We start from the raw sequence: 19,935 nt of genomic DNA, 5'->3' as shown, positions 1-19,935 counted from the left end.
GCAAATTTTAGTGTATTAGGAACGTGATAAATCACGCCCCTACAAAGTATCATAACTTGCCAGAAAGCAGCTATTTTGCACTTTGAAAAAGAACGTTAAATTCCATCAAGCAGATACGCTGGAACGTATTATGACACGTGTAAAAGATACATTAGGTGTAACCATCAATCGTTTCCGTGCTGATTGTGGTTCCTTTTCAAAAGACATCATTAAAACCATTGAGAAACATTGTAACCTATTCTATATCAGAGCTAACAACTGCTCAAGAAGATATGAAGATTTTTAAAGAATAGCTTCAAACTCTTTGCTGAATTTTATCTTCCCCATTCCCTATGGGTAAGGGAACTTGTGTCCAATAACCAACCTATTTGTAGTAAGTTGAGCAAAAAAATGACAAATCGACCTTTCTCGTAGGGTTAAATGAAACGCAAACAAGTTTTGAAACAAACAAGGAAATTGTTTGCGAAAATAAGGATAAATTTAATATTGCACTGGAGAAAAAATAATATTTGTAACCACGTCTTTGCTTACAAATTTAAAATAAAATAGGAGTGAAATTCAATCGTAGAATTTCACTCCTTTATTTATATAAGCACCTTATGTTGTTTATCTCATATTGCGACCATGGCAATTCTTAAACTTTTTGCCACTTCCGCATGGACATGGGTCGTTAGGACGTGGCATCTTCTCTGCCATATAAGGTGTGCGTTGAGGCTGTTGGGCAGTTTCACGCGTATCGTGATGAGCGGCAGCTTGCTGATTTTGGTCAATCAAGTCGTCTTTTGTTTCCTCATAACGTTGTACATGTTGCTCTGGAGCAGCTTCTCGTATTTCTTCAGCTGGTTGCATTTCTGGAATCTGACCACGCATCAATACGCTTGCTGTACGATTGTTCATGTCGTTAATCATGTTGTCCCAAAGTTTCACACTTTCAAGTTTGAAGATGAGTAATGGGTCTTTTTGTTCATATGACGCATTTTGTACAGAGTGGCGTAAATCGTCCAATTGGCGTAAGTTTTCTTTCCAATCATCGTCAATGAGGTGGAGAAGAATAACTTTCTCAAACTGCTTTACAACTGATTTTGCTTCCGAATCGTATGCTTCTTTTAAGTCGCAAGGAATATTGTAAACACGCTTACCATCAGTAATAGGCACCATGATGCGTTCATACATCGCACCTTGATTTTCGTAAACTTCTTTAATGATAGGCCATGCTACGGTTTGAATGCGTTCGGTCTTACGTTCAAAGTTTTGGATTGCAGCTTGAAAACTACGTTCTGCCAACTCTTCTTTATTTGCACTTGCTAATTCAGCTTCGGTAAATGGGCATTCCATAGCCAAAACTTTGAGGAATTCTTCTACGCAACCTTCATAATCGTTTGATTCAATAATATTCAAGCAACGGTCCCAAATGATGTTTGAAATATCCATACCGATGCGTTCACCCATGAGAGCGTGGCGGCGCTTTTCGTAAATTACGGTACGTTGCTTGTTCATCACATCATCGTATTCGAGCAAACGTTTACGAATACCGAAGTTATTTTCTTCAACCTTCTTCTGAGCGCGTTCAATACTATTTGAAATCATTGAACTTTCGATGCGTTCACCTTCCTCGAAACCGAGTTTGTCCATCACCTTTGCAATACGTTCTGAACCGAAAAGACGCATCAATTTGTCTTCCAAAGAAACGTAGAACACAGAAGAACCTGGGTCGCCTTGACGTCCTGCACGACCACGTAACTGTCGGTCTACACGACGACTTTCGTGGCGTTCGGTACCGATAATTGCTAAACCACCAGCTTCTTTTACTTCTTTAGAAAGCTTGATGTCGGTACCACGACCTGCCATGTTGGTAGCAATGGTAACTGCACCGAGCCCATTGATTGACTGACCAGCTTCTGCAACGATTTGTGCTTCCTTTAAGTGTTGCTTAGCGTTCAATACTTGGTGTGGAATTTTGCGCATATTGAGCATCTTACTCAGCAATTCACTGATTTCCACAGAGGTAGTACCTACCAAACAAGGACGACCACTATTGCGCATTTCTTCGATTTCTTCGATAACGGCAGCATACTTTTCACGAGCGGTCTTGTAGACACGGTCTTCCATATCCTTGCGTTGGATAGGACGGTTGGTAGGAATTTCAACAACATCAAGTTTGTAGATGTCCCAAAATTCACCTGCTTCAGTTGAAGCCGTACCCGTCATACCTGACAACTTGTGGTACATACGGAAGTAGTTTTGAAGGGTAATGGTAGCAAAAGTTTGTGTAGCAGCTTCCACTTTTACATGTTCTTTTGCTTCTACAGCTTGGTGTAAACCATCGCTCCAACGGCGTCCTTCCATGATACGACCCGTTTGTTCGTCAACGATTTTTACTTCACCGTCAAGCACAACATACTCATCGTCTTTATTAAACATGGTATAAGCCTTGAGCAATTGTTGCAAAGTATGTACACGTTCGCTTTGTACACCATAGTTGCTCATCATTTCGTCTTTCTTATCGATATAAGCTTGCTCATCAATTTTCTTTTCTTCTTTTTCCTTTTCAAGTGCTGATAACTCGGTTGTAATATCAGGAAGAACGAACAAAGTATCATCGCTAACTTCTTTTGCAAGCCATGCTCCACCCTTATCGGTAAGGTCGCATGAGTTCAACTTCTCGTCTGTTACAAAATAAAGAGGTTCTACAGCCTTTGGCATTTCACGGTTGTTGTTAGCCATATAATACTCTTCAGTTTTTAACATGCCCGACTTGATGCCTTCTTCAGAAAGGAACTTAATGAGCGCCTTGTTCTTTGGAAGTGCTTTGTGTGAACGATAAAGGGCAAGGAAACCTTCTTCAAGCATCGTTGAACGCTCTTTGTCGTCCTTTATGTTGAGCGCTTGTGCTATCTTTGTACGAGCTTCGGCAAGAAGTTCGGTAGCTTGTTTGCGTTGAACCTCAAAGAGTTTTTGTACCAATGGTTGATATTCTTCAAACATTTGGTCATCGCCCTTTGGAACAGGTCCACTAATAATAAGAGGTGTACGAGCATCATCGACCAGAACTGAGTCCACCTCATCGACAATCGCATAATTGTGCTGACGTTGTACAAGGTCAGCAGGTGAAACTGCCATATTGTCACGCAAGTAGTCGAAACCAAATTCGTTATTTGTACCGAAAGTAATGTCAGCTTGGTAAGCTTTACGACGTTCAGGAGAATTAGGTTGGTGCTTGTCAATACAATCAACTGAAAGACCATTAAACTCGTAAAGAGGCCCCATCCATTCAGAGTCACGTTTAGCAAGATAGTCGTTCACTGTAACAACGTGTACACCATTGCCAGTCAAAGCGTTAAGGAATACAGGCAAGGTAGCCACGAGAGTTTTACCTTCACCCGTTGCCATTTCTGCAATTTTACCTTGGTGAAGTACGGTACCACCGAAAAGTTGCACATCATAGTGTACCATTTCCCATTTAAGGTCGTTGCCACCAGCTGTCCAATGGTTGTGATAATAAGCCTTATCACCTTCAATGGTAACGAAATCTTTATTTGGGTCGGCTGCCAACTCGCGGTCGAAGTCGGTAGCAGTAACGATTGTTTCTTCGTTTTCAGTAAAGCGACGAGCAGTATCTTTTACGATTGAGAAAGCTACTGGCATTACTTCGTTCAAAGCATTCTCGTAGTTTTCTAACGCTTCTTTCTCAATTTTATCTATCTTATTGAATATTTCTTCACGTTCGTCGATAGGTGTTGCTTCAATTTGCTCACGGAGTTTTGCTATTTCTTCACGTTGTTGCTTACCTGCATCTTGAACAAATTGTTGAATTTCCTTTGTTTTAGCACGTAAATCATCGTTGCTTAATTCTTTGATTTGTGGATATACTTCCTTTACTTTATTAACAAACGGCTGAATGAGTTTCATGTCGCGTGTTGATTTATCGCCGAAGAGCGATCTCATTAATTTTGTAAAATTCATTATAATGTATGTTTGTGGTGGGCATTTTACGCTTTATTTCCACCTTTATTAATATGTTTTATTTCCTTTTAATCACTATTTTGCACTACTAAAGCGCTATTATGAAATAAAACAACTGGGTGCGCGAATAAGAATAGCAGAGCTTATCGAAGGATTTGGTAGGTAGATAGATTCTACTTTGCTTTGCTTTTCTAATTTTCCAACGTTATAATAAAATACTTTGTTGTGTCTGTCGAGTAGGGCAATGCGTGTGGTTAACGGCTCTTTATTGTCCTCTTTGTGTATATTTTTATAGGCTTCAATGACTGAAAGAATATCAGTCTCAACTCCTTTCAGTTCTAAATGGTTGCAAAACTCCTCCAAAGTAGAATTACCCAATGCCGCTTTGAGCGCAGACTGATAGGTCTGAGCTTCAACGCCAGTAGCTGCTAAAACAACGAGCAATGCGGTAATGTACTTATTCATTATATTGCAATTCTTTCGTTTGTAGTATTACTAAACTTTGCCAACCACAAATGGTAGCCGCAATTAACAAGCAAGAATAGTGCCACAATTAGTATTGGCAGTGGTATTCTTTGAAAAAAACTTCCCAAAAGCCCAATAAAAATCGATATTCCCCAAGCTCCAAACCACCAATGACTCTTCTTTTGGCGAATGTTTTTGATTATTTTAGGGAGGAAAATTAAGCATAGAGGATTGAAAATGAAGATAATCATGTTCAAACTTACGCAAGGGTGTTGCGAGAATACCATTGCGAAAAGTAATAAACCAATCATTCCAGCAATCAATAGCAAGGATAAATCCCATACCCAATACACTTTCTTTTGTTTGTATTCTATTAAAACAATGACAGTTGCAAAAATTCCAAAGATAATTGCTACTTGCATTGGTGTGATAGGATATTCCTTTTCGGTAAGCGTCTGATTGGGTTGTAGTAAAATTGCTGTACTTTTTACCAATGGTTGCCCATTATGCAGTCCGCTTTCTATATACTTTCTAAGATTATCAGGTAGGAAAAGCTTTTGCTCTCTCGTAGCAACAGACAAGTCAGCTGTTACACCTAATAATATATCTTCGCCAAATTGCGTCCAAATATCGTTTTTATTCCATTCGTGAATCATCTCACGATAAGTAGGGAGTACCGTTTTGGTGTCAGCGTAAAAGGTAGTTTTGCCTTTTAGTTTGTCAAGTAAAATGTGTTGCGCCCTTGTTGTGCAGTTATCGTAGAAGAAATTGTAGCGATAAACAACATTTTCGGGACGTAAATTTTCCCTTAAAGCCGTGAAAATTTGATATTTTTCCTCTTTCGAAAGATTGAGTTTTTGCTCTATAACGCCACGTCCTTCGTAAGAATATTGAAATAACATTTCTTCCATAGACTCAATGCCGACACGATAATCGGTAAGTCCAAAGATGAAACGTGGAATAAACATGGATTGAGAAAGTGAGAAAAGACCGTAATTAATGGAAAGGTCGTTGCCATTGCGTAAGTCGTTGTATCTGATAGCAGTATGTCCATATTGCGACCACGACTCTTCTCCTGGTGTACAGGTGAGTAAAGAAATCTCAACCGAGTCCGAATATGTCAATGTTTGAGAATTTGCGACCAGTGGAAAGACTGAAAGCAAAAATAAAATTGTAATATATTCTACAACCTTCTTCATTTACTCCGCAAAGGTAATGAAAAAGTGTGATACCGCAAAGAAAGCTTATTAAAAATCAAAATACCATATATAATTTCCATGATATCATTTTTTTTTAATAACTTTGCACTGTTTATATTTTGAAATAACAAATAAATGAAGAAAATATTATCTGCAGTCCTCTTCGTAGCCATGTCTGTTTCAGCATGGGGACAGAGTGGTACGAACTCTCCTTATAGCCAATTTGGCTTAGGAACATTGGCACCGCAATCAACAGGGTTTAATAGAGGTATGAATGGATTGGCTTATGGTTTCCACGAACATAACCAAATTAACTATCAAAACCCTGCTTCGTATTCTGAGTTAGACTCTTTGTCATTCATTTTTGATGCGGGAGTAAGTTTGCAAATAACTAACTTTGAAGAATATGGGCGTAAGAAAAATGCAAATAATGGTGATATTGAATACATTAATGCTGCTTTTCGTGCATTCAAACATGTGGGTGTTAGCTTTGGTTTGATGCCTTATACGAATGTAGGATTCAAGTATAGTAATAAAGAAAATGTAAACGCATTTCCAAGTACATCTATCCAAAATGCTACTTATTCTAATACCTTCTCTGGAAAAGGTGGGCTTCGTCAGGTTTATCTTGGTATAGGTTGGGAACCTTTCCGTGGCTTTGCATTTGGTGCAAACATTTCTTATCTTTGGGGAAGTTTAGAGAGAAATATCGAAAACAGCTATAGCGACAAGTTCATAAAGACACTTTCAAAGGAATATAATATTGACGTGAATAGTTATAGAGCCGATTTTGGTTTGCAATATACCCAGAAATTATCAAGAAAAAATGCTTTAACGTTCGGCTTGACCTACGCTTTGGGACATAAACTCAATTCAGATGCAGAATGTAATATTATCTCAAAAAACTCGCAGACAGGCGTTAGCGATACAACGCATTATAGTCTTGAAGATGCCATAAAGTTACCTCATGTGTTTGGAGTAGGTGTGATGTTTAATCATAATAACCGCTTAAAATTAGGGGTTGATTATCAATTACAGCAGTGGGGTGCTTTAGAAATTCCTCAATTTAATGTAATTAATAATGTGGCAAGCTATAAAGCGGCTAAAGGATTGCTTTCTGACCAACATAAAATTACATTAGGTGGAGAGTATTGTAAGGGCGAACGCTATCGTGGATTCTTCAGTCGTATGCATTATCGAGCAGGTGTAAGTTACGCAACCCCTTACGTTAAAATCAATGGACAGGACGGTCCTCGTGAAATTTCAGCAAGTCTTGGCTTTGGTATTCCAATAGTAAACAATTATAACAATAGAAGCATCTTAAATATTAGTGCTGAATGGGTAAACCGTAGTGCGACAGGATTAATAAAGGAAAATATGTTCCGCATTAATGTTGGACTTACTTTCAACGAGCGTTGGTTTGCTAAATTTAAGGTGCAATAAGATATTAAAAATATAGAATAGGTGGATTTTAAAACGACAGGTCATAAGAAATTAGCATGAATAAGAGCAAGTTTTTCATAGTATGTACGTTTATTGCATCTTGTTTCGTGTCATTTTTAACTTCATGTAATAAAAGTCGTTCGCATACAGCTCCTGCCATTCGTGAGAAAGACTCTGTTCCTATCATGACAACCTATGGTGTAAATACATTAATTTCAGATTCTGGTGTCATAAAATATCGCATTGTGGCAGAAGAATGGGAAGTGAATGAAAATAAAAAACCATCACGGTGGAGTTTTAATAAAGGGCTTTTATTGATGCAATTTGATTTAAAAAAGCATGTTGTTGGTTACATGCAATGCGATACCGCTATCTATTTCGATAAAATTCATCGTTGGGAATTACATGGAAATGTGAGGATTGTAACTGCTCAGAAAACACAATTTTATAGTAATGAACTTTTCTGGGACGAACAAAATCACGAGATTTGGTCAAATGTTTATTCTCATTTAAAAACGCCAGAGAAAGAATTAGAGGGAAATTGGTTTAAGAGTGATGAGCAAATGACTCGCTATGAGATACGCCAAGTTAAAGGGTGGGGTATCTTCAAAGAGCAAGAATTTAACCCAAATTCAATGCAAAATGTGCCGTTAGCTCCTATTGATACATTATCAAAAGCCAATTTTAAAGGCAAAATATTTAAACGATAAAAGAAGTTGGATACAAGTTTAATAGTTGGAATTATCATATCATTGACATTATCTGCATTCTTTTCAGGAATGGAGATTGCTTTTGTTTCGAGCAATAGAATGTTAGCAGAAATGGATAAAGAAAAGAATGGATTTGCTCAAAAGTGTATTCATATCTTTTATAAGAATCCAAATGGTTTTGTTTCCACCATGCTCGTTGGGAATAATATCGTGCTTGTTTTGTATGGAATATTATTTGCTAACCTCTTCAATGCTACATTATTTTTATCTTTTCCACCCGCCACACAAGTAATTTTAAATACTCTCCTTTCTACTTTAATCGTTGTTTTTACAGGCGAATTTATTCCGAAATTATTATTTAAGAGTAGTCCCAATAGTCTACTTACCTTCTTTTCTCCTTTAGCTTACTTGTTTTTTATAATTCTTTGGCCTATAAGCAGGTTCTCCACTTTCCTCTCTCGCATGATTTTGAAGTCTATTGGCGTTAAAATGGACGAGATAAAGAACAATGGAACTTTCACAAAAGTAGATTTAGACTACTTGCTTCAGAGTTCTATTGATAATGCAAAGAATGATGGAAGTATAGAGGAGGAAGTCAAAATATTCCAGAATGCGTTAGATTTTACAGATACAAAAGTAAAAGATTGTATGATTCCTCGTACAGAAATTAACGCCGTTGATATTGATTGTACTGCCACTGATTTACAACAAATGTTCATAGAAAGTGGAAATTCTAAAATTATTGTGTACAAAGAAGATATTGACCACATCGTAGGATACATACACTCTTCCGAAATGTTTAAAAACTTTCAGGAATGGCGTGAGCATGTTCGTGAAATGCCTTTCGTACCAGAAACAATGCCTGCTCAGAAATTGATGCAAACTTTTTTACAGCAGAAGAAAAGTTTAGGAGTAGTGGTTGATGAGTTTGGAGGAACGAGTGGTATCATTTCTTTGGAAGATATAGTCGAGGAAATCTTTGGCGAAATTGAAGATGAACACGACAACTCAAACTATATTGCCAAGCAAATAACCGATAACGAATACATACTTTCTGCTCGATTAGAAATAGAAAAAGTGAATGATATGTTTGGTTTAGATTTGCCAGAAAACGATGATTATATGACCATAAGTGGTTTCATTTTATACGAATATCAGAGTTTTCCTAAATTAAATGAATTAGTGAAAATTGGTAAGTTTGAGTTTAAGATAATCAAGAATACAATGACAAAAATAGAACTTGTAAAGCTAAAAGTCAAGAAATAGTGCATTTTCTTCGGTAAATATTACTTTAATTATGTTTTTCTTTGTATTTTTGTAGGCAATTTTTTGCAAACATAAGGAATAATCAAAAATAAAAATAATAAAAATGGCAGCATTAGGAAAAATTAGACAGAGAGGCATCACGCTGATAATTATTATCGGTTTGGGTCTTTTTGCATTTATTGCTGAAGAAGCTTTCCGCTCATGTAGCGGTATTAAAGGTGAAGCCAAACAGCAAGTCGGCGAAATCTTAGGTGAAAAAATTAATGTACAAGATTTTCAGAAACTTGTAGAAGAGTATCAAGATGCTATTAAGTTCACAATGCAACGTGATAACTTATCTGAAGATGAGCTCAATCAAGTAAAAGACCAAGTTTGGCAGCAAATGGTTACAAATCATGTAATCGAAGCTGATGCAAAGAAAGTTGGTTTATCGGTTACGGAACAAGAATTGCAAAATGTACTTAACGAAGGTACCGACCCAATGCTTGCACAAACTCCTTTTAAAAATCAGCAAACAGGTCGTTTCGATGTTACTATCTTGAAGCAATTCCTTGATGAGTATAACAAGGTTAAGACTGCTAATCCACAGCAAGCTGAACAAATGAAGGCTGCTTACAACTATTGGATGTTCGTAGAGAAAAATCTTCGTTCGCAATTATTAGGACAAAAGTTCCAAGCACTCTATGCTGGTTGTGTTCTTTCTAACAAGGCTGAAGCTAAACTTGCTTTTAAAGATGAAAATGAAGAAGCTCAAGTGCAATTGGCATCTATGGCTTATAGCTCAATTAAAGACGCTGATATAAAAGTTACAGACGAAGACTTAAAGGCTAAGTATGAAGAACTAAAGCCAATGTTCCGTCAAACTATCGAAACACGTGATATTAAATATGTAGACTACAAGATTTCAGCAAGCCAAGCAGACCGTAATGCCTTGAATAAGGATATGGCAGCTTACCAGCAACAATTGGCAACAGCAGTTGACCCAGCTTTGGTTGTAAGCAAGAGCGGTAGTCTTATTCCATATTTAGGACTACCTGTTAGCAGCAAGGCTTACCAACAATACCCTGATATTGCTTCAAAAATTGACTCTTTGGGTGTTGGTACAACAGCTGTTACACCAAATGCACAAGACAATACATTGAATATTGTACGCATAATGAGCAAGGCTCAATTGCCTGACTCTGTTCAATTCCGTCAAATTCAAGTGGGAGCTGCAACAAAAGAACAAGCAGCTACAAAGGCAGACTCTATCCAAAAGGCATTAGCAGGTGGTGCTGACTTCGAAGCAATTGCTAAGCGTTATGGTCAAGCAGGTGAGAAAGTTTGGTTTACAGGTCAGCAATATGAAAATTCAACATCAATGAACCAAGATAACCGCCAATACATTAATGCTATTATGAATGGCGAAGTTAATGGCATTCAGAATGTTGTACTCACACAAGGCAATGTAATTCTTCAGGTTCTCGATAAGAAAGCAATGACAACCAAAACTACTGCTGCTATCATCAAGAAGGTTATAGACTTCTCTAAGGATACTCGTAGCGCAGCATTCAATAAGTTCTCTGAATATGTAGCTAAGGGTGCAACTCTTGCTGATTTAGAAAAGAATGCTGGTAAGTATGGTTATAGAGTTCAAGAGCAAAAGAACATCTCTACTGCACAGCACGATGTTGTAGGTGTTCGTGCTACTCGCGAAGCTTTGAAGTGGATATTTGAAGCTAAGGAAGGCGATATTTCTCAGCTTTACGAATGTGGCGATAACGACCACTTTATGGTAATTGCTCTTACAAAAGTACACCCACAGGGCTATCGTTCATGGGACGATGCTGAAGTAAAGGAAATCTTGAAGCGTGAAGTTATCAAAGATAAGAAGGCAGAACAATTCATGGCGAAGTTGAAAGGTGTTAATACCATTGCAGCTGCTCAAGCTAAGGGTGCTAAAGTAAGCATGGTTAATCAAATTACATTTGCTGCTCCTGCTTTCATTCAAGCAACTGGTGCTGCAGAACCTGCTCTCTCTGGAGCTGTTGCAGCTACTGCCACAGGTAAATTCTCTAAGAATCCTGTTAAGGGCAATGCTGGTGTGTATGTTTTCCAAGTTATTAAGAAAGCAATGCGTGCTGGCGTTAAGTATGATGAAGCTAAGCAAATGCAAATGTGCATGCAACAAAACATGCAAATGGCAAGCAGCTTTATGCAAGATTTGGTTTTAAATGCAAATGTTGTAGATAACCGCTACTTGTTCTTCTAAGCTAAGTTTTAAATATTAAATATAAAAAAAGGGGGATTTGTAAATAGCAAATTCACCTTTTTTTACTTTTTGATTTTGTATATCATACGAGAAATTAAATGTTAAGGCTGGTTCTATAAATTAGCTTTGTTAGATTTTGAACTTACATTTTGAACCAAAAATGGAGCAAGCCGAATGCAATCAAACTTGTTTGAATTGTTGAGGCGCAGCCCGTTTTATATAAAAAGAAGCCAAAAGATAACAAAACGTATTTCATAAAATTTAATGACAATATGTGGTGGTAATTTATAGAACCAGCCTTAAGACTATTCCTTTAATGATGAAACTTTTTTATATTGCACTATTTCTCTTGTTTATGTCTACCAAGACTGCTGCACAGAATGAAATTCATGTAGCTAATATAGCCAAAATAGAAGTTAACGACTTAAAGAAAGCAAAAGCATATTATAAAATAGCTCAGCAATATTCTTCAGAACTTAAATACGAAGAAGCCCATCATTATTATTTACTTGCTGCCAATGAAGGATTGGTAGCTGCCTATTTAGAGGTTGGAATGGATAATTTCAGTGGTTGTGGCACAGCGCAGAATTATGCCGAAGCCTTAAAATGGGTGCGTAAATCGGCTGAAGTAGGCGAAGCGAATGGACAATTTCAATTGGGTGAATTTTATTTTTATGGAAATTGTGGACTTGAAAAAGATGCAACAAAGGCTGTTGAGTGGTATCTACTTGCCGCCAAACAATCCTATAGCGATGCTATTACAGCGTTAGCTTATTGTTATGAGCAAGGAATTGGCGTTCAAGAAAATAAAGAAGAAGCATATAACTGGTATTTATTATTGGCAAAAGAAGGCGAATTGATTTCACAATATGAGGTTGGGAAATATCTTTTGGAGCGTAACATGCCGCCAAATGATACCAAAGAAGGAATTAAATGGCTTAAAAAATCAGCGAAACAAGGCTATCAAGAAGCCCAATGTTTATTAGCAAAACAATACGCAGACGGAAAATTAGTTTCAAAGGATATAAAAAAAGCCATTATGTGGTATCGCAAAGCCGCAGTAAGCGGTTGGAACGCAGCACGCATAGCACTTGAAGAATTAGGAATAGAACCACCAAAATCTGAGGAACAACATCTTCAACTATATCACGAGAAATAATCTTTGCAACCGAAGAAATATTTGTTTTTATGAAACCAATCAAAATATAAATGCTGAAATCATAGATATTTATAAAAAAAAGATAGTTTTCTTTGGTTAATTAGCGGAAAATAGCTATCTTTGCACTCGCAAAAACGAAAGAATGCACCCTTAGCTCAGTTGGTAGAGCAACTGACTCTTAATCAGTGGGTCTAGGGTTCGAATCCCTAAGGGTGTACTTTTAAGAAATTTCGTTTATGCACCCTTAGCTCAGTTGGTAGAGCAACTGACTCTTAATCAGTGGGTCTAGGGTTCGAATCCCTAAGGGTGTACAATTTATAATTGAGCCTCGAAGTTTTCTTCGAGGCTTTTTTTCTTTTAATAGCTTTATAGATATTGTTTATAAACTTATACGAAATCTAATATAAAACTAATTTGAATTATGAAATAGGCTCTTTTGAGCTTCAAAACCTATTGTTTTGAATGGCAAAACAGCCTGTTTCTTATTTTGCTTTAATTGTGGCTGGGGGCAAATTTCTATCTACTTAACGTGATGAATAAAATGTTTCCCTTAGAGTTTTATACTTGTAATCGCCATGAAAAGATAGTAAAGCCATTTTTTTTATGTATCTTTGCAAAAAATAAATAGGAAGAAAATGAAGAAATATTTTATTTTACTTTTCGCAATATTGGGCATTATTCAAGCTGATGCGCAAAATATGCGAGAGATTTGGATTAATATGCCAGATTCTATCATACCCTACATCAATAAAAGTCAGCGAACAGAATTGGCTGATTATGTGAACATGTCAATGAAAGCCGAAGTGCAGAATAAATTGTCAGACACAACAAGAATAGAAAAACTTACCGACAACTATATTTTAGTGCATCTAAATAATGTTAGTAGATTGGAAATCAAATTATTAGATAATTCACATATAGCAATGGTTCAAACTTGGAATGCCCCTGTTGCTGAGAGTAAATTGTCATTATTCTCAAAGAATTGGGAATCGAAAACGTTGAACTTGAATACAAATGCAATCTTTGAAAAACCAGATTCCATGTCGCAGAAACGATATGGAGAAATTCTGGAACTGACAAAGGATATTATGTGCGAGATGAAACTATCCGCAGCAGATAACAATCTGATGCTCATCTATTCAGCTCCACTATTATCTAATGCCGAAAAAAAGGACTTAACAGCTATTATTAAGCAAAGAAAACTAAAATGGAATGGCATAGATTTTAATTAATGTTAAATGGAATAATTTTCTATTTGAAATATTTGCAAATTTCACGGTATAGGTCTATCTTTGCAACGTGTTTTTCATGGTATTAGATTATTAAGGTTAATAAAGATTGATTGTCGAGAGACAATCAATTTTTTTTATATCATTTTTTTAAAAAAATCCCACATGTTTGGTAGTTCATGAGAAATTCAGTAATTTTGTTGCCAAACAATTAAAATCTAAAGATGAATTTAAAGATACGTTTATCATTGATGAACTTTTTAGAGTTCGCAGTTTGGGGAGCATATTTAACGTCTATGGGACGTTATTTGGGTAATATTGGATTAGGAGGCAATATTGGTTTATTTTATTCAATGCAAGGAATTGTCTCTATTTTCATGCCCGCTTTAATGGGTATTGTGGCAGATAGATGGATTCCAGCGCAACGATTGTTAGGTTTATGTCATTTATTGGCTGGGCTTTTCATGGGTTTTACAGCATGGTATGGTATGACAGAAGGTAGTAATGTTTCTTTCACGACAATTTTTACGCTTTATTCTTTATCGGTAGCGTTCTATATGCCAACAATTGCATTGACCAATTCTGTTGCTTATAATGCTCTTACACAAGAAGGAATGGACACGGTAAAAGAGTTTCCACCTATTCGTGTTTTTGGAACCATCGGTTTTATTATAACAATGTGGTTGGTTGATATTATGGGATTCCAAAGTAATCAAAATCAATTCTTTACCTCTGGAGCAGTAAGTGTTTTACTTTTCCTATATACTTTCACATTGCCAAATTGTCCAATTGATAAAAATAATGAAAAGAAAAGCCTCATTGATGCTTTCGGTTTACGTGCTTTTGCCTTGTTTAAGCAAAAGAAAATGGCTATTTTCTTTATCTTCTCAATGCTTCTTGGCGTTAGTTTACAAATTACAAATAGCTTTGCCAACCCATTCTTGTTCAGTTTCGCTGCACAACCAGAATATGCACAAGCATTTGGTGTACAACATGCTAATATATTGATAAGCCTTTCGCAAGTAAGTGAAACTTGTTGTATTCTCCTAATCCCATTCTTCATGCGCAAATATGGCATTAAAAATGTAATGCTTATTGCTATGTTTGCTTGGGTTTTACGCTTTGGATTCTTTGGATTAGGCAATCCTGGCACTCCAGGAGTATTCCTTTTCGTGCTTTCAATGATAGTATATGGAGTAGCATTCGATTTCTTTAATATCTCAGGTTCACTCTTTGTGGATAAGAGTACCGATGCTTCTATACGCTCTTCGGCACAAGGTTTATTCATGTTAATGACCAATGGTATTGGTGCAACAATAGGAACTTTAGCTGCACAAGCCATTATTACCCATTATACGCATGCAGAAAAATTCGGAAATGATACTCTTACTGTAGGTGATTGGCAAACTTGTTGGTATATTTTTGCAGGGTATGCATTGGTAGTAGCAGTTAGTTTTGCTATTATTTTCCGACCAAAAGAAGATTAATGAACAAAGTACAAGTTTTATTTAAAGGTATAACAGAAATTGTCGGTGGGTCTGAGATGGCACTTCTCATACTCACCGACCAAGTAGAAGAAAAGCAAATTGCCATCGTTTGTGATAAAGCGATGACACGTGAATTTAATATTCGTATTGGAAAAGCTCCTCTTCGTCATAAACTTTTGCCTGAAGTTTTATGTTGGATTAATCCTAATATGAATGCAGAACAATATGAAATATTGTTCAATTCTATTTCTGACGGACAATATAAAGTGGTATTACTCAATAAAAATATATTAGAAATGACACCTATTAGAGCCTCTGATGCAATACTCTTAGCATCGATAGCTCAACTCAATATGTTTATGGAGGAGAAGCTTTTTATACGTCAGAGCGTTCCTTTTGAAGCTGGAAAAAGCAGAATGGCATTGCCTGTGAATGTTTTAAGCACTGCAATGTTGGAAGATGCGTTGCAGAAAGCAATTAAAAATGAAAATTATGAGTTAGCTTCAAACCTGCGTGATGAATTGAATAAACGTAAGGAAGAAAGCGAAAAAGAAGATTAAAGAGTGTAGAAATGAAGGAAGTAAGATATTTTTATGTACCCAATGCTGCAAATACCAATGAGTTACCAACCGAAGAAGCAACCCATGCTGTGCGTGTTTTGCGATTGAAAAGTGGGGACGAAATATATCTTATGGATGGTGAAGGTACGTTCTTTCAAGCTGAAGTAACCCTTGCCAGTCAAAAGCACTGCCTCTATAATATTAAAAAAGCCATTCCCCAAGAGAAAACTTGGAACTCAAAAATACATCTTGCAATAGCTCCTACAAAAGATATTGGGCGTATTGAGTGGTTGGTTGAAAAGGTTACAGAAGTGGGATTTGATGAAATTTCTTTTCTCAATTGTAAGTTTTCAGAGCGTAAATCCCTACGCTCCGACAGAATAGAACGCATTGTTGTATCGGCAATGAAGCAAAGTAGGAAACCTTGGAAGCCTATAGTTAATGAGTTAATTAACTTCGATGATTTTATAAACAAAGATTTTAAAGGCGCAAAATACATTTGCCATTGTTACAATGAAATTGAAAAAATAGATTTTTTTAATTCTATTAATCTACAAACAACTGAAAATATAACTGTATTAATTGGTCCAGAAGGTGATTTCAGCATTGACGAAGTGCGCAAAGCCTTAGCCAATGGCTATCAAAGTGTAACACTTGGTAATAGTAGATTACGTACAGAAACTGCGGGATTGGCAGCTGTTATGATGGCAAATCTATCTCGCCGCATTTAATCTTTTCTTCTTTTTTGTGATTTTCCTTCATGCAATAAAGTTTGAAGTGACTTCCTTTTTGTTCTTAATCTTCATTTTTAATAGATTTGTAATGCGATGTTGCAAAAAAATGGCTATATTTGCAGCATATTATAAAACAACGTTATAATTTATTAAAATAAAATTTATGGGCATGAAGAAAAGATTACTCTTTCTTATCGTAATGTTTTTCAGCTTGACATCAGCGGTTATGGCACAAATAACCACGTCAGGCATCAGCGGTAAGGTAACTTCCAAAGGTGAAGAAGTAATAGGTGCAACTATTACAGCTACTCACCAACCATCAGGAACTATTTATCGTGGTTTGACAAACCTGGACGGACGATTCACCATACAAGGTATGCGTGTTGGCGGTCCCTACAAAGTTGAGATTGCTTACTTAGGGAAACAAACTAAAACTTTCGAAGGTGTAATGCTTCATTTAGGTGAAGTTGAAGATTTATCATGTAAATTGGAAGCTGACGCAAAAGAACTTCAGGAGGTTGTAGTAGTAGGAAAAGCTGGCTTAAATGGTACTAAAACAGGTGCAGCACAAAGTTTAACATCACGTCAGATAGCTGATATGCCAAGTATCACGCATGGTATTGCTGATGTAGCACGCTTGAATCCACAACTTACAACATCAAGTAATGGAGCAATGTCGTTTGCTGGAACAAACAATCGTTATAACTCTTTCATGATTGATGGAGCGATGAATAACGACGTATTTGGTCTGACTGCCGATGGTTCTAATGGTGGACAAGCTGGCGCACAGCCTGTTTCAATGGAAACAATTGAACAAATTCAGATTAACGTAGCACCATTCGACGTTCGTCAAAGTGGTTTTACAGGTGGTGCAATCAATGCTATTACAAAGTCAGGTACTAATAAATTCCATGGTAGCGTATATGGTTTCGGTAATAATCAAAACCTTATTGGACATCATTATCCATACTCTGACGGAACAGGATATGCTCCTAAATATCAGGAACAACAAGAATATCAATGGGGACTTACCTTGGGTGGTCCTATTATTAAGGATAAATTGTTCTTCTTCTTCAACTTTGAAGATGCCAATAAGAAATATCCAAATATCAATGGCTATGGTCAAACAGGTTCAAGAGTATTGAAAGAAGAAGCTGATGACGTTTTGGCTAAGATTAAAGCTATGGCTAAAAAGCAAGGTATTGATTATACTGGTAGCTATGGCAACCCTGATATTTATACAAAGAGTAGAAAATATGGTGCTAAAATCGACTGGAACATTAATGATTTTAATAAGTTCTCGTTCCGTTGGAGTTATGTTGATGCGCAACAATTAAATAATGTGAGCGGTGCTTCTTCGTTGAATGACGATAATTATTATTATCCATTTAACAGTAAAACTCACTCTTTTACAGCTGAATTGCAAAGCCGTATTTCTCCAAAGATAAGCAATGAAGCTCGTGCAAGCTATGTTCGTGTGCGTGATGAAAGAGCCGTTTCTAATCCTTTCCCAATGATTTCACTCCAAGTAACAGGTGGAACTGTGAACATTGGTAACGAGCGTTCTTCAATGGCGAACCAACTTGACCAAGATATTTATACTATTGAGGACAACCTTACATGGTATAAGGGCAATCATACCTTTACTTTTGGTACACATAACGAATTCTATAAATTTGCAAACCTCTTCATTCAAGATGCCAATGGTACTTATAATTTTGCCGACCTTGAGCATTTTAATAAGTATTATGATGATTTCATGAATAACAATTTAGACCCTACCTATGCTTATTTCAAGCAATATCGCTTCGGTATGGCTAATACTGCTGTTACAGGCGACCCACGGTGGAAGGCTCCTTTCTCTGCTGGTCAATTAGGATTTTATGCTCAAGATAAGTGGAATGCTACTCCTTCTTTCCAACTTACATATGGTTTGCGTATGGAAATCCCTCTGTTTTTCGATACACCAACAGCAAACACTGGTTTCAACGAGTATGCTGCAAAGCGCAATTGGGGTGTTCGTACCGATCATAAGCTATCAAGCCGCCCACTTTGGAGTCCTCGTGTAGGTTTCCGTTGGGATATTAATAACGACCGTCGTTATATTCTTCGTGGTGGTATTGGTATTTTTACAGGTCGCATACCATACGTTTGGATTAGCAATAACTTCACAAACACAGGTATTCAAATGTCAAAATACTCTGTTTATAATCCAAAAGGACTTGAAATGCAGTTTGACCCTAATAAGCAAACTGAAAATGCTGACAAGTTGAAGGCAGCAGGCAGCCAAGAAGTTAATATCTTTGCTGATAACTTCAAGTTTGCTCAAACCTTAAAACTCAATCTTGGCTTTGATTTCAAGGCATTAGGTATTGATTGGACAGCAGAAGCTATCTATTCAAAGACTTTGAATGATATTTACTACAAAAACCTTTCTATCGAAGAGACTGGCAAAACATTTGGTCAAGAAACAGGTTACGAATGGGATAATCGCCCAATGTTTACAACAACAACAAAAGGAACTCCTTACGCTTACGTTTATGGACTCTACAATACCAATAAAGGTTACACTGTAAACTTATCTTTGAAGGCAGAAAAGCATTTCAATTTTGGTCTTGACCTTATGGCAAGCTACACTTGGACACGCTCTATGAGTGTCAATAGTGGTACTTCTTCTGTTGCAGGTAGTAACTGGATGTTCAATACAACCTATCGTAATCCAAATAATCCTGAACTTGGTTTCAGCGCATACAATGTTCCTCATAACATTCAAGCAAGTGCTTACTACCATGTTGCTTATGGTTCAAGCAAGCAATGGCAATCAACTATTGGTTTGATTTATCAAGCAAAGAGTGGCTCACCATACGTTATTGAAATGTATGGCGATATGAATGGCGATGGTGCGCGTGGTAATGACTTGATGTGGATACCTACTGACGAGCAAATTGACAAGATGCACTTTGTTGCAACAACTGTAAACAACTCCAACAACACTTATCCTTTGATAACAAGAGTGTTGGGTGAAGGATACAAAGGTAATCTTTCAGAAGAACAACAACGTGCTTTGTTGAAACAATGGATTGCTGAAGATTCATATATGCGTGACCACCGAGGTCAATACTTCGAGCGTTATGCTGATAATCTTGCCTTTGAACATCATTTTGATTTGCACTTTGCACAGAAATATAGCTTCAAGGTTGCGGGACAAATTAATTCTTTGGAATTGAGTTTCGATATTATCAATCTTGGAAACTTATTGAATAAGGATTGGGGACATACCTATGGCGACGGATTTGGACGCTATTTCAGCCCATTCAACTATGAAGGCGATGGCATGTTTAAGTTTGATGGAACACATGTAAATCGTGATTACAATAGCTACAACAGCCGTTGGAGAGGTCAAATAGGTTTGCGTTATACCTTCTAAGCTGTTATTTGCAAAAATAAATCGTATAAAATAAATAATTGG

At 36.8% G+C, this 19,935-nt stretch carries 13 protein-coding genes, 2 tRNA genes and 1 pseudogene; 13 read left to right on the top strand and 3 right to left on the bottom strand.

Annotated elements, in window-relative coordinates:
* Positions 1–91: 91 nt before the first annotated feature.
* Positions 92–283, top strand: a pseudogene (locus DYI03_RS06180) (IS1380 family transposase); the annotation flags it as partial.
* Positions 284–606: 323 nt separating this feature from the next.
* Here the strand turns inward: DYI03_RS06180 and secA are convergent.
* From secA to DYI03_RS06165, 3 genes are all read right to left on the bottom strand, one after another.
* Positions 607–3,963, bottom strand: a complete 3,357-nt coding sequence (secA, locus tag DYI03_RS06175; RefSeq protein ID WP_021668213.1) for a preprotein translocase subunit SecA — start codon at positions 3,961–3,963, stop codon at positions 607–609.
* Between the two features lie 99 nt (positions 3,964–4,062).
* Positions 4,063–4,428 (bottom strand): hypothetical protein, encoded by a 366-nt coding sequence (locus tag DYI03_RS06170; RefSeq protein ID WP_004357989.1) that lies wholly within the window; start codon positions 4,426–4,428, stop codon positions 4,063–4,065.
* Positions 4,428–5,627 carry an Lnb N-terminal periplasmic domain-containing protein gene (locus tag DYI03_RS06165; RefSeq protein ID WP_021668212.1) on the bottom strand — a complete coding sequence of 400 codons (1,200 nt, stop codon included), beginning with the start codon at positions 5,625–5,627 and terminating at the stop codon, positions 4,428–4,430. The genes DYI03_RS06170 and DYI03_RS06165 overlap by 1 nt, the downstream gene beginning before the upstream one ends.
* Before the next feature lie 135 nt (positions 5,628–5,762).
* Between DYI03_RS06165 and DYI03_RS06160 the strand changes: the two genes are divergently transcribed.
* The 12 genes from DYI03_RS06160 (at position 5,763) to DYI03_RS06105 (ending at position 19,893) form a co-directional block, all read left to right on the top strand.
* Complete coding sequence (locus tag DYI03_RS06160; protein WP_025064598.1) at positions 5,763–7,070, top strand: membrane protein; 1,308 nt, start codon at positions 5,763–5,765, stop codon at positions 7,068–7,070.
* A gap of 56 nt (positions 7,071–7,126) precedes the next feature.
* Positions 7,127–7,780 (top strand): LPS export ABC transporter periplasmic protein LptC, encoded by a 654-nt coding sequence (gene lptC / locus DYI03_RS06155; protein WP_025064599.1) that lies wholly within the window; start codon positions 7,127–7,129, stop codon positions 7,778–7,780.
* 6 nt (positions 7,781–7,786) lie between these two features.
* Positions 7,787–9,046, top strand: coding sequence for a hemolysin family protein (locus DYI03_RS06150; protein ID WP_004358001.1), 1,260 nt, complete (start codon positions 7,787–7,789; stop codon positions 9,044–9,046).
* 103 nt (positions 9,047–9,149) lie between these two features.
* Positions 9,150–11,297: a peptidylprolyl isomerase gene (locus tag DYI03_RS06145; RefSeq protein ID WP_021668206.1), complete on the top strand. Its 2,148-nt coding sequence runs from the start codon at positions 9,150–9,152 to the stop codon at positions 11,295–11,297.
* A 316-nt stretch (positions 11,298–11,613) separates the two neighbouring features.
* Positions 11,614–12,456, top strand: coding sequence for a tetratricopeptide repeat protein (locus DYI03_RS06140; RefSeq protein ID WP_021668205.1), 843 nt, complete (start codon positions 11,614–11,616; stop codon positions 12,454–12,456).
* Positions 12,457–12,600: 144 nt separating this feature from the next.
* Positions 12,601–12,673, top strand: a tRNA-Lys gene (locus DYI03_RS06135).
* Between the two features lie 21 nt (positions 12,674–12,694).
* Positions 12,695–12,767: transfer RNA gene (locus DYI03_RS06130), tRNA-Lys, on the top strand.
* 324 nt (positions 12,768–13,091) lie between these two features.
* Positions 13,092–13,688, top strand: coding sequence for a DUF3256 family protein (locus DYI03_RS06125; protein WP_021668204.1), 597 nt, complete (start codon positions 13,092–13,094; stop codon positions 13,686–13,688).
* 221 nt (positions 13,689–13,909) lie between these two features.
* Positions 13,910–15,172, top strand: a complete 1,263-nt coding sequence (locus tag DYI03_RS06120) for a nucleoside permease (RefSeq protein WP_004358079.1) — start codon at positions 13,910–13,912, stop codon at positions 15,170–15,172.
* Positions 15,172–15,732 (top strand): UvrB/UvrC motif-containing protein, encoded by a 561-nt coding sequence (locus DYI03_RS06115; protein WP_021668202.1) that lies wholly within the window; start codon positions 15,172–15,174, stop codon positions 15,730–15,732. Before DYI03_RS06120 ends, DYI03_RS06115 begins: the two co-directional genes overlap by 1 nt.
* Positions 15,733–15,743: 11 nt before the next feature.
* Positions 15,744–16,463 (top strand): 16S rRNA (uracil(1498)-N(3))-methyltransferase, encoded by a 720-nt coding sequence (locus DYI03_RS06110; RefSeq protein WP_021668201.1) that lies wholly within the window; start codon positions 15,744–15,746, stop codon positions 16,461–16,463.
* Positions 16,464–16,635: 172 nt separating this feature from the next.
* On the top strand, positions 16,636–19,893 hold the full coding sequence (locus DYI03_RS06105; RefSeq protein WP_025064600.1) for a TonB-dependent receptor: 3,258 nt from the start codon (positions 16,636–16,638) through the stop codon (positions 19,891–19,893).
* Positions 19,894–19,935: the final 42 nt, after the last annotated feature.

This window comes from Prevotella disiens (assembly GCF_900454955.1).
GTDB lineage: Bacteria > Bacteroidota > Bacteroidia > Bacteroidales > Bacteroidaceae > Prevotella > Prevotella disiens.
The sequence above is the reverse complement of the archived record's forward strand: the minus strand, read 5'-3'. Positions and strand labels throughout refer to the sequence as shown.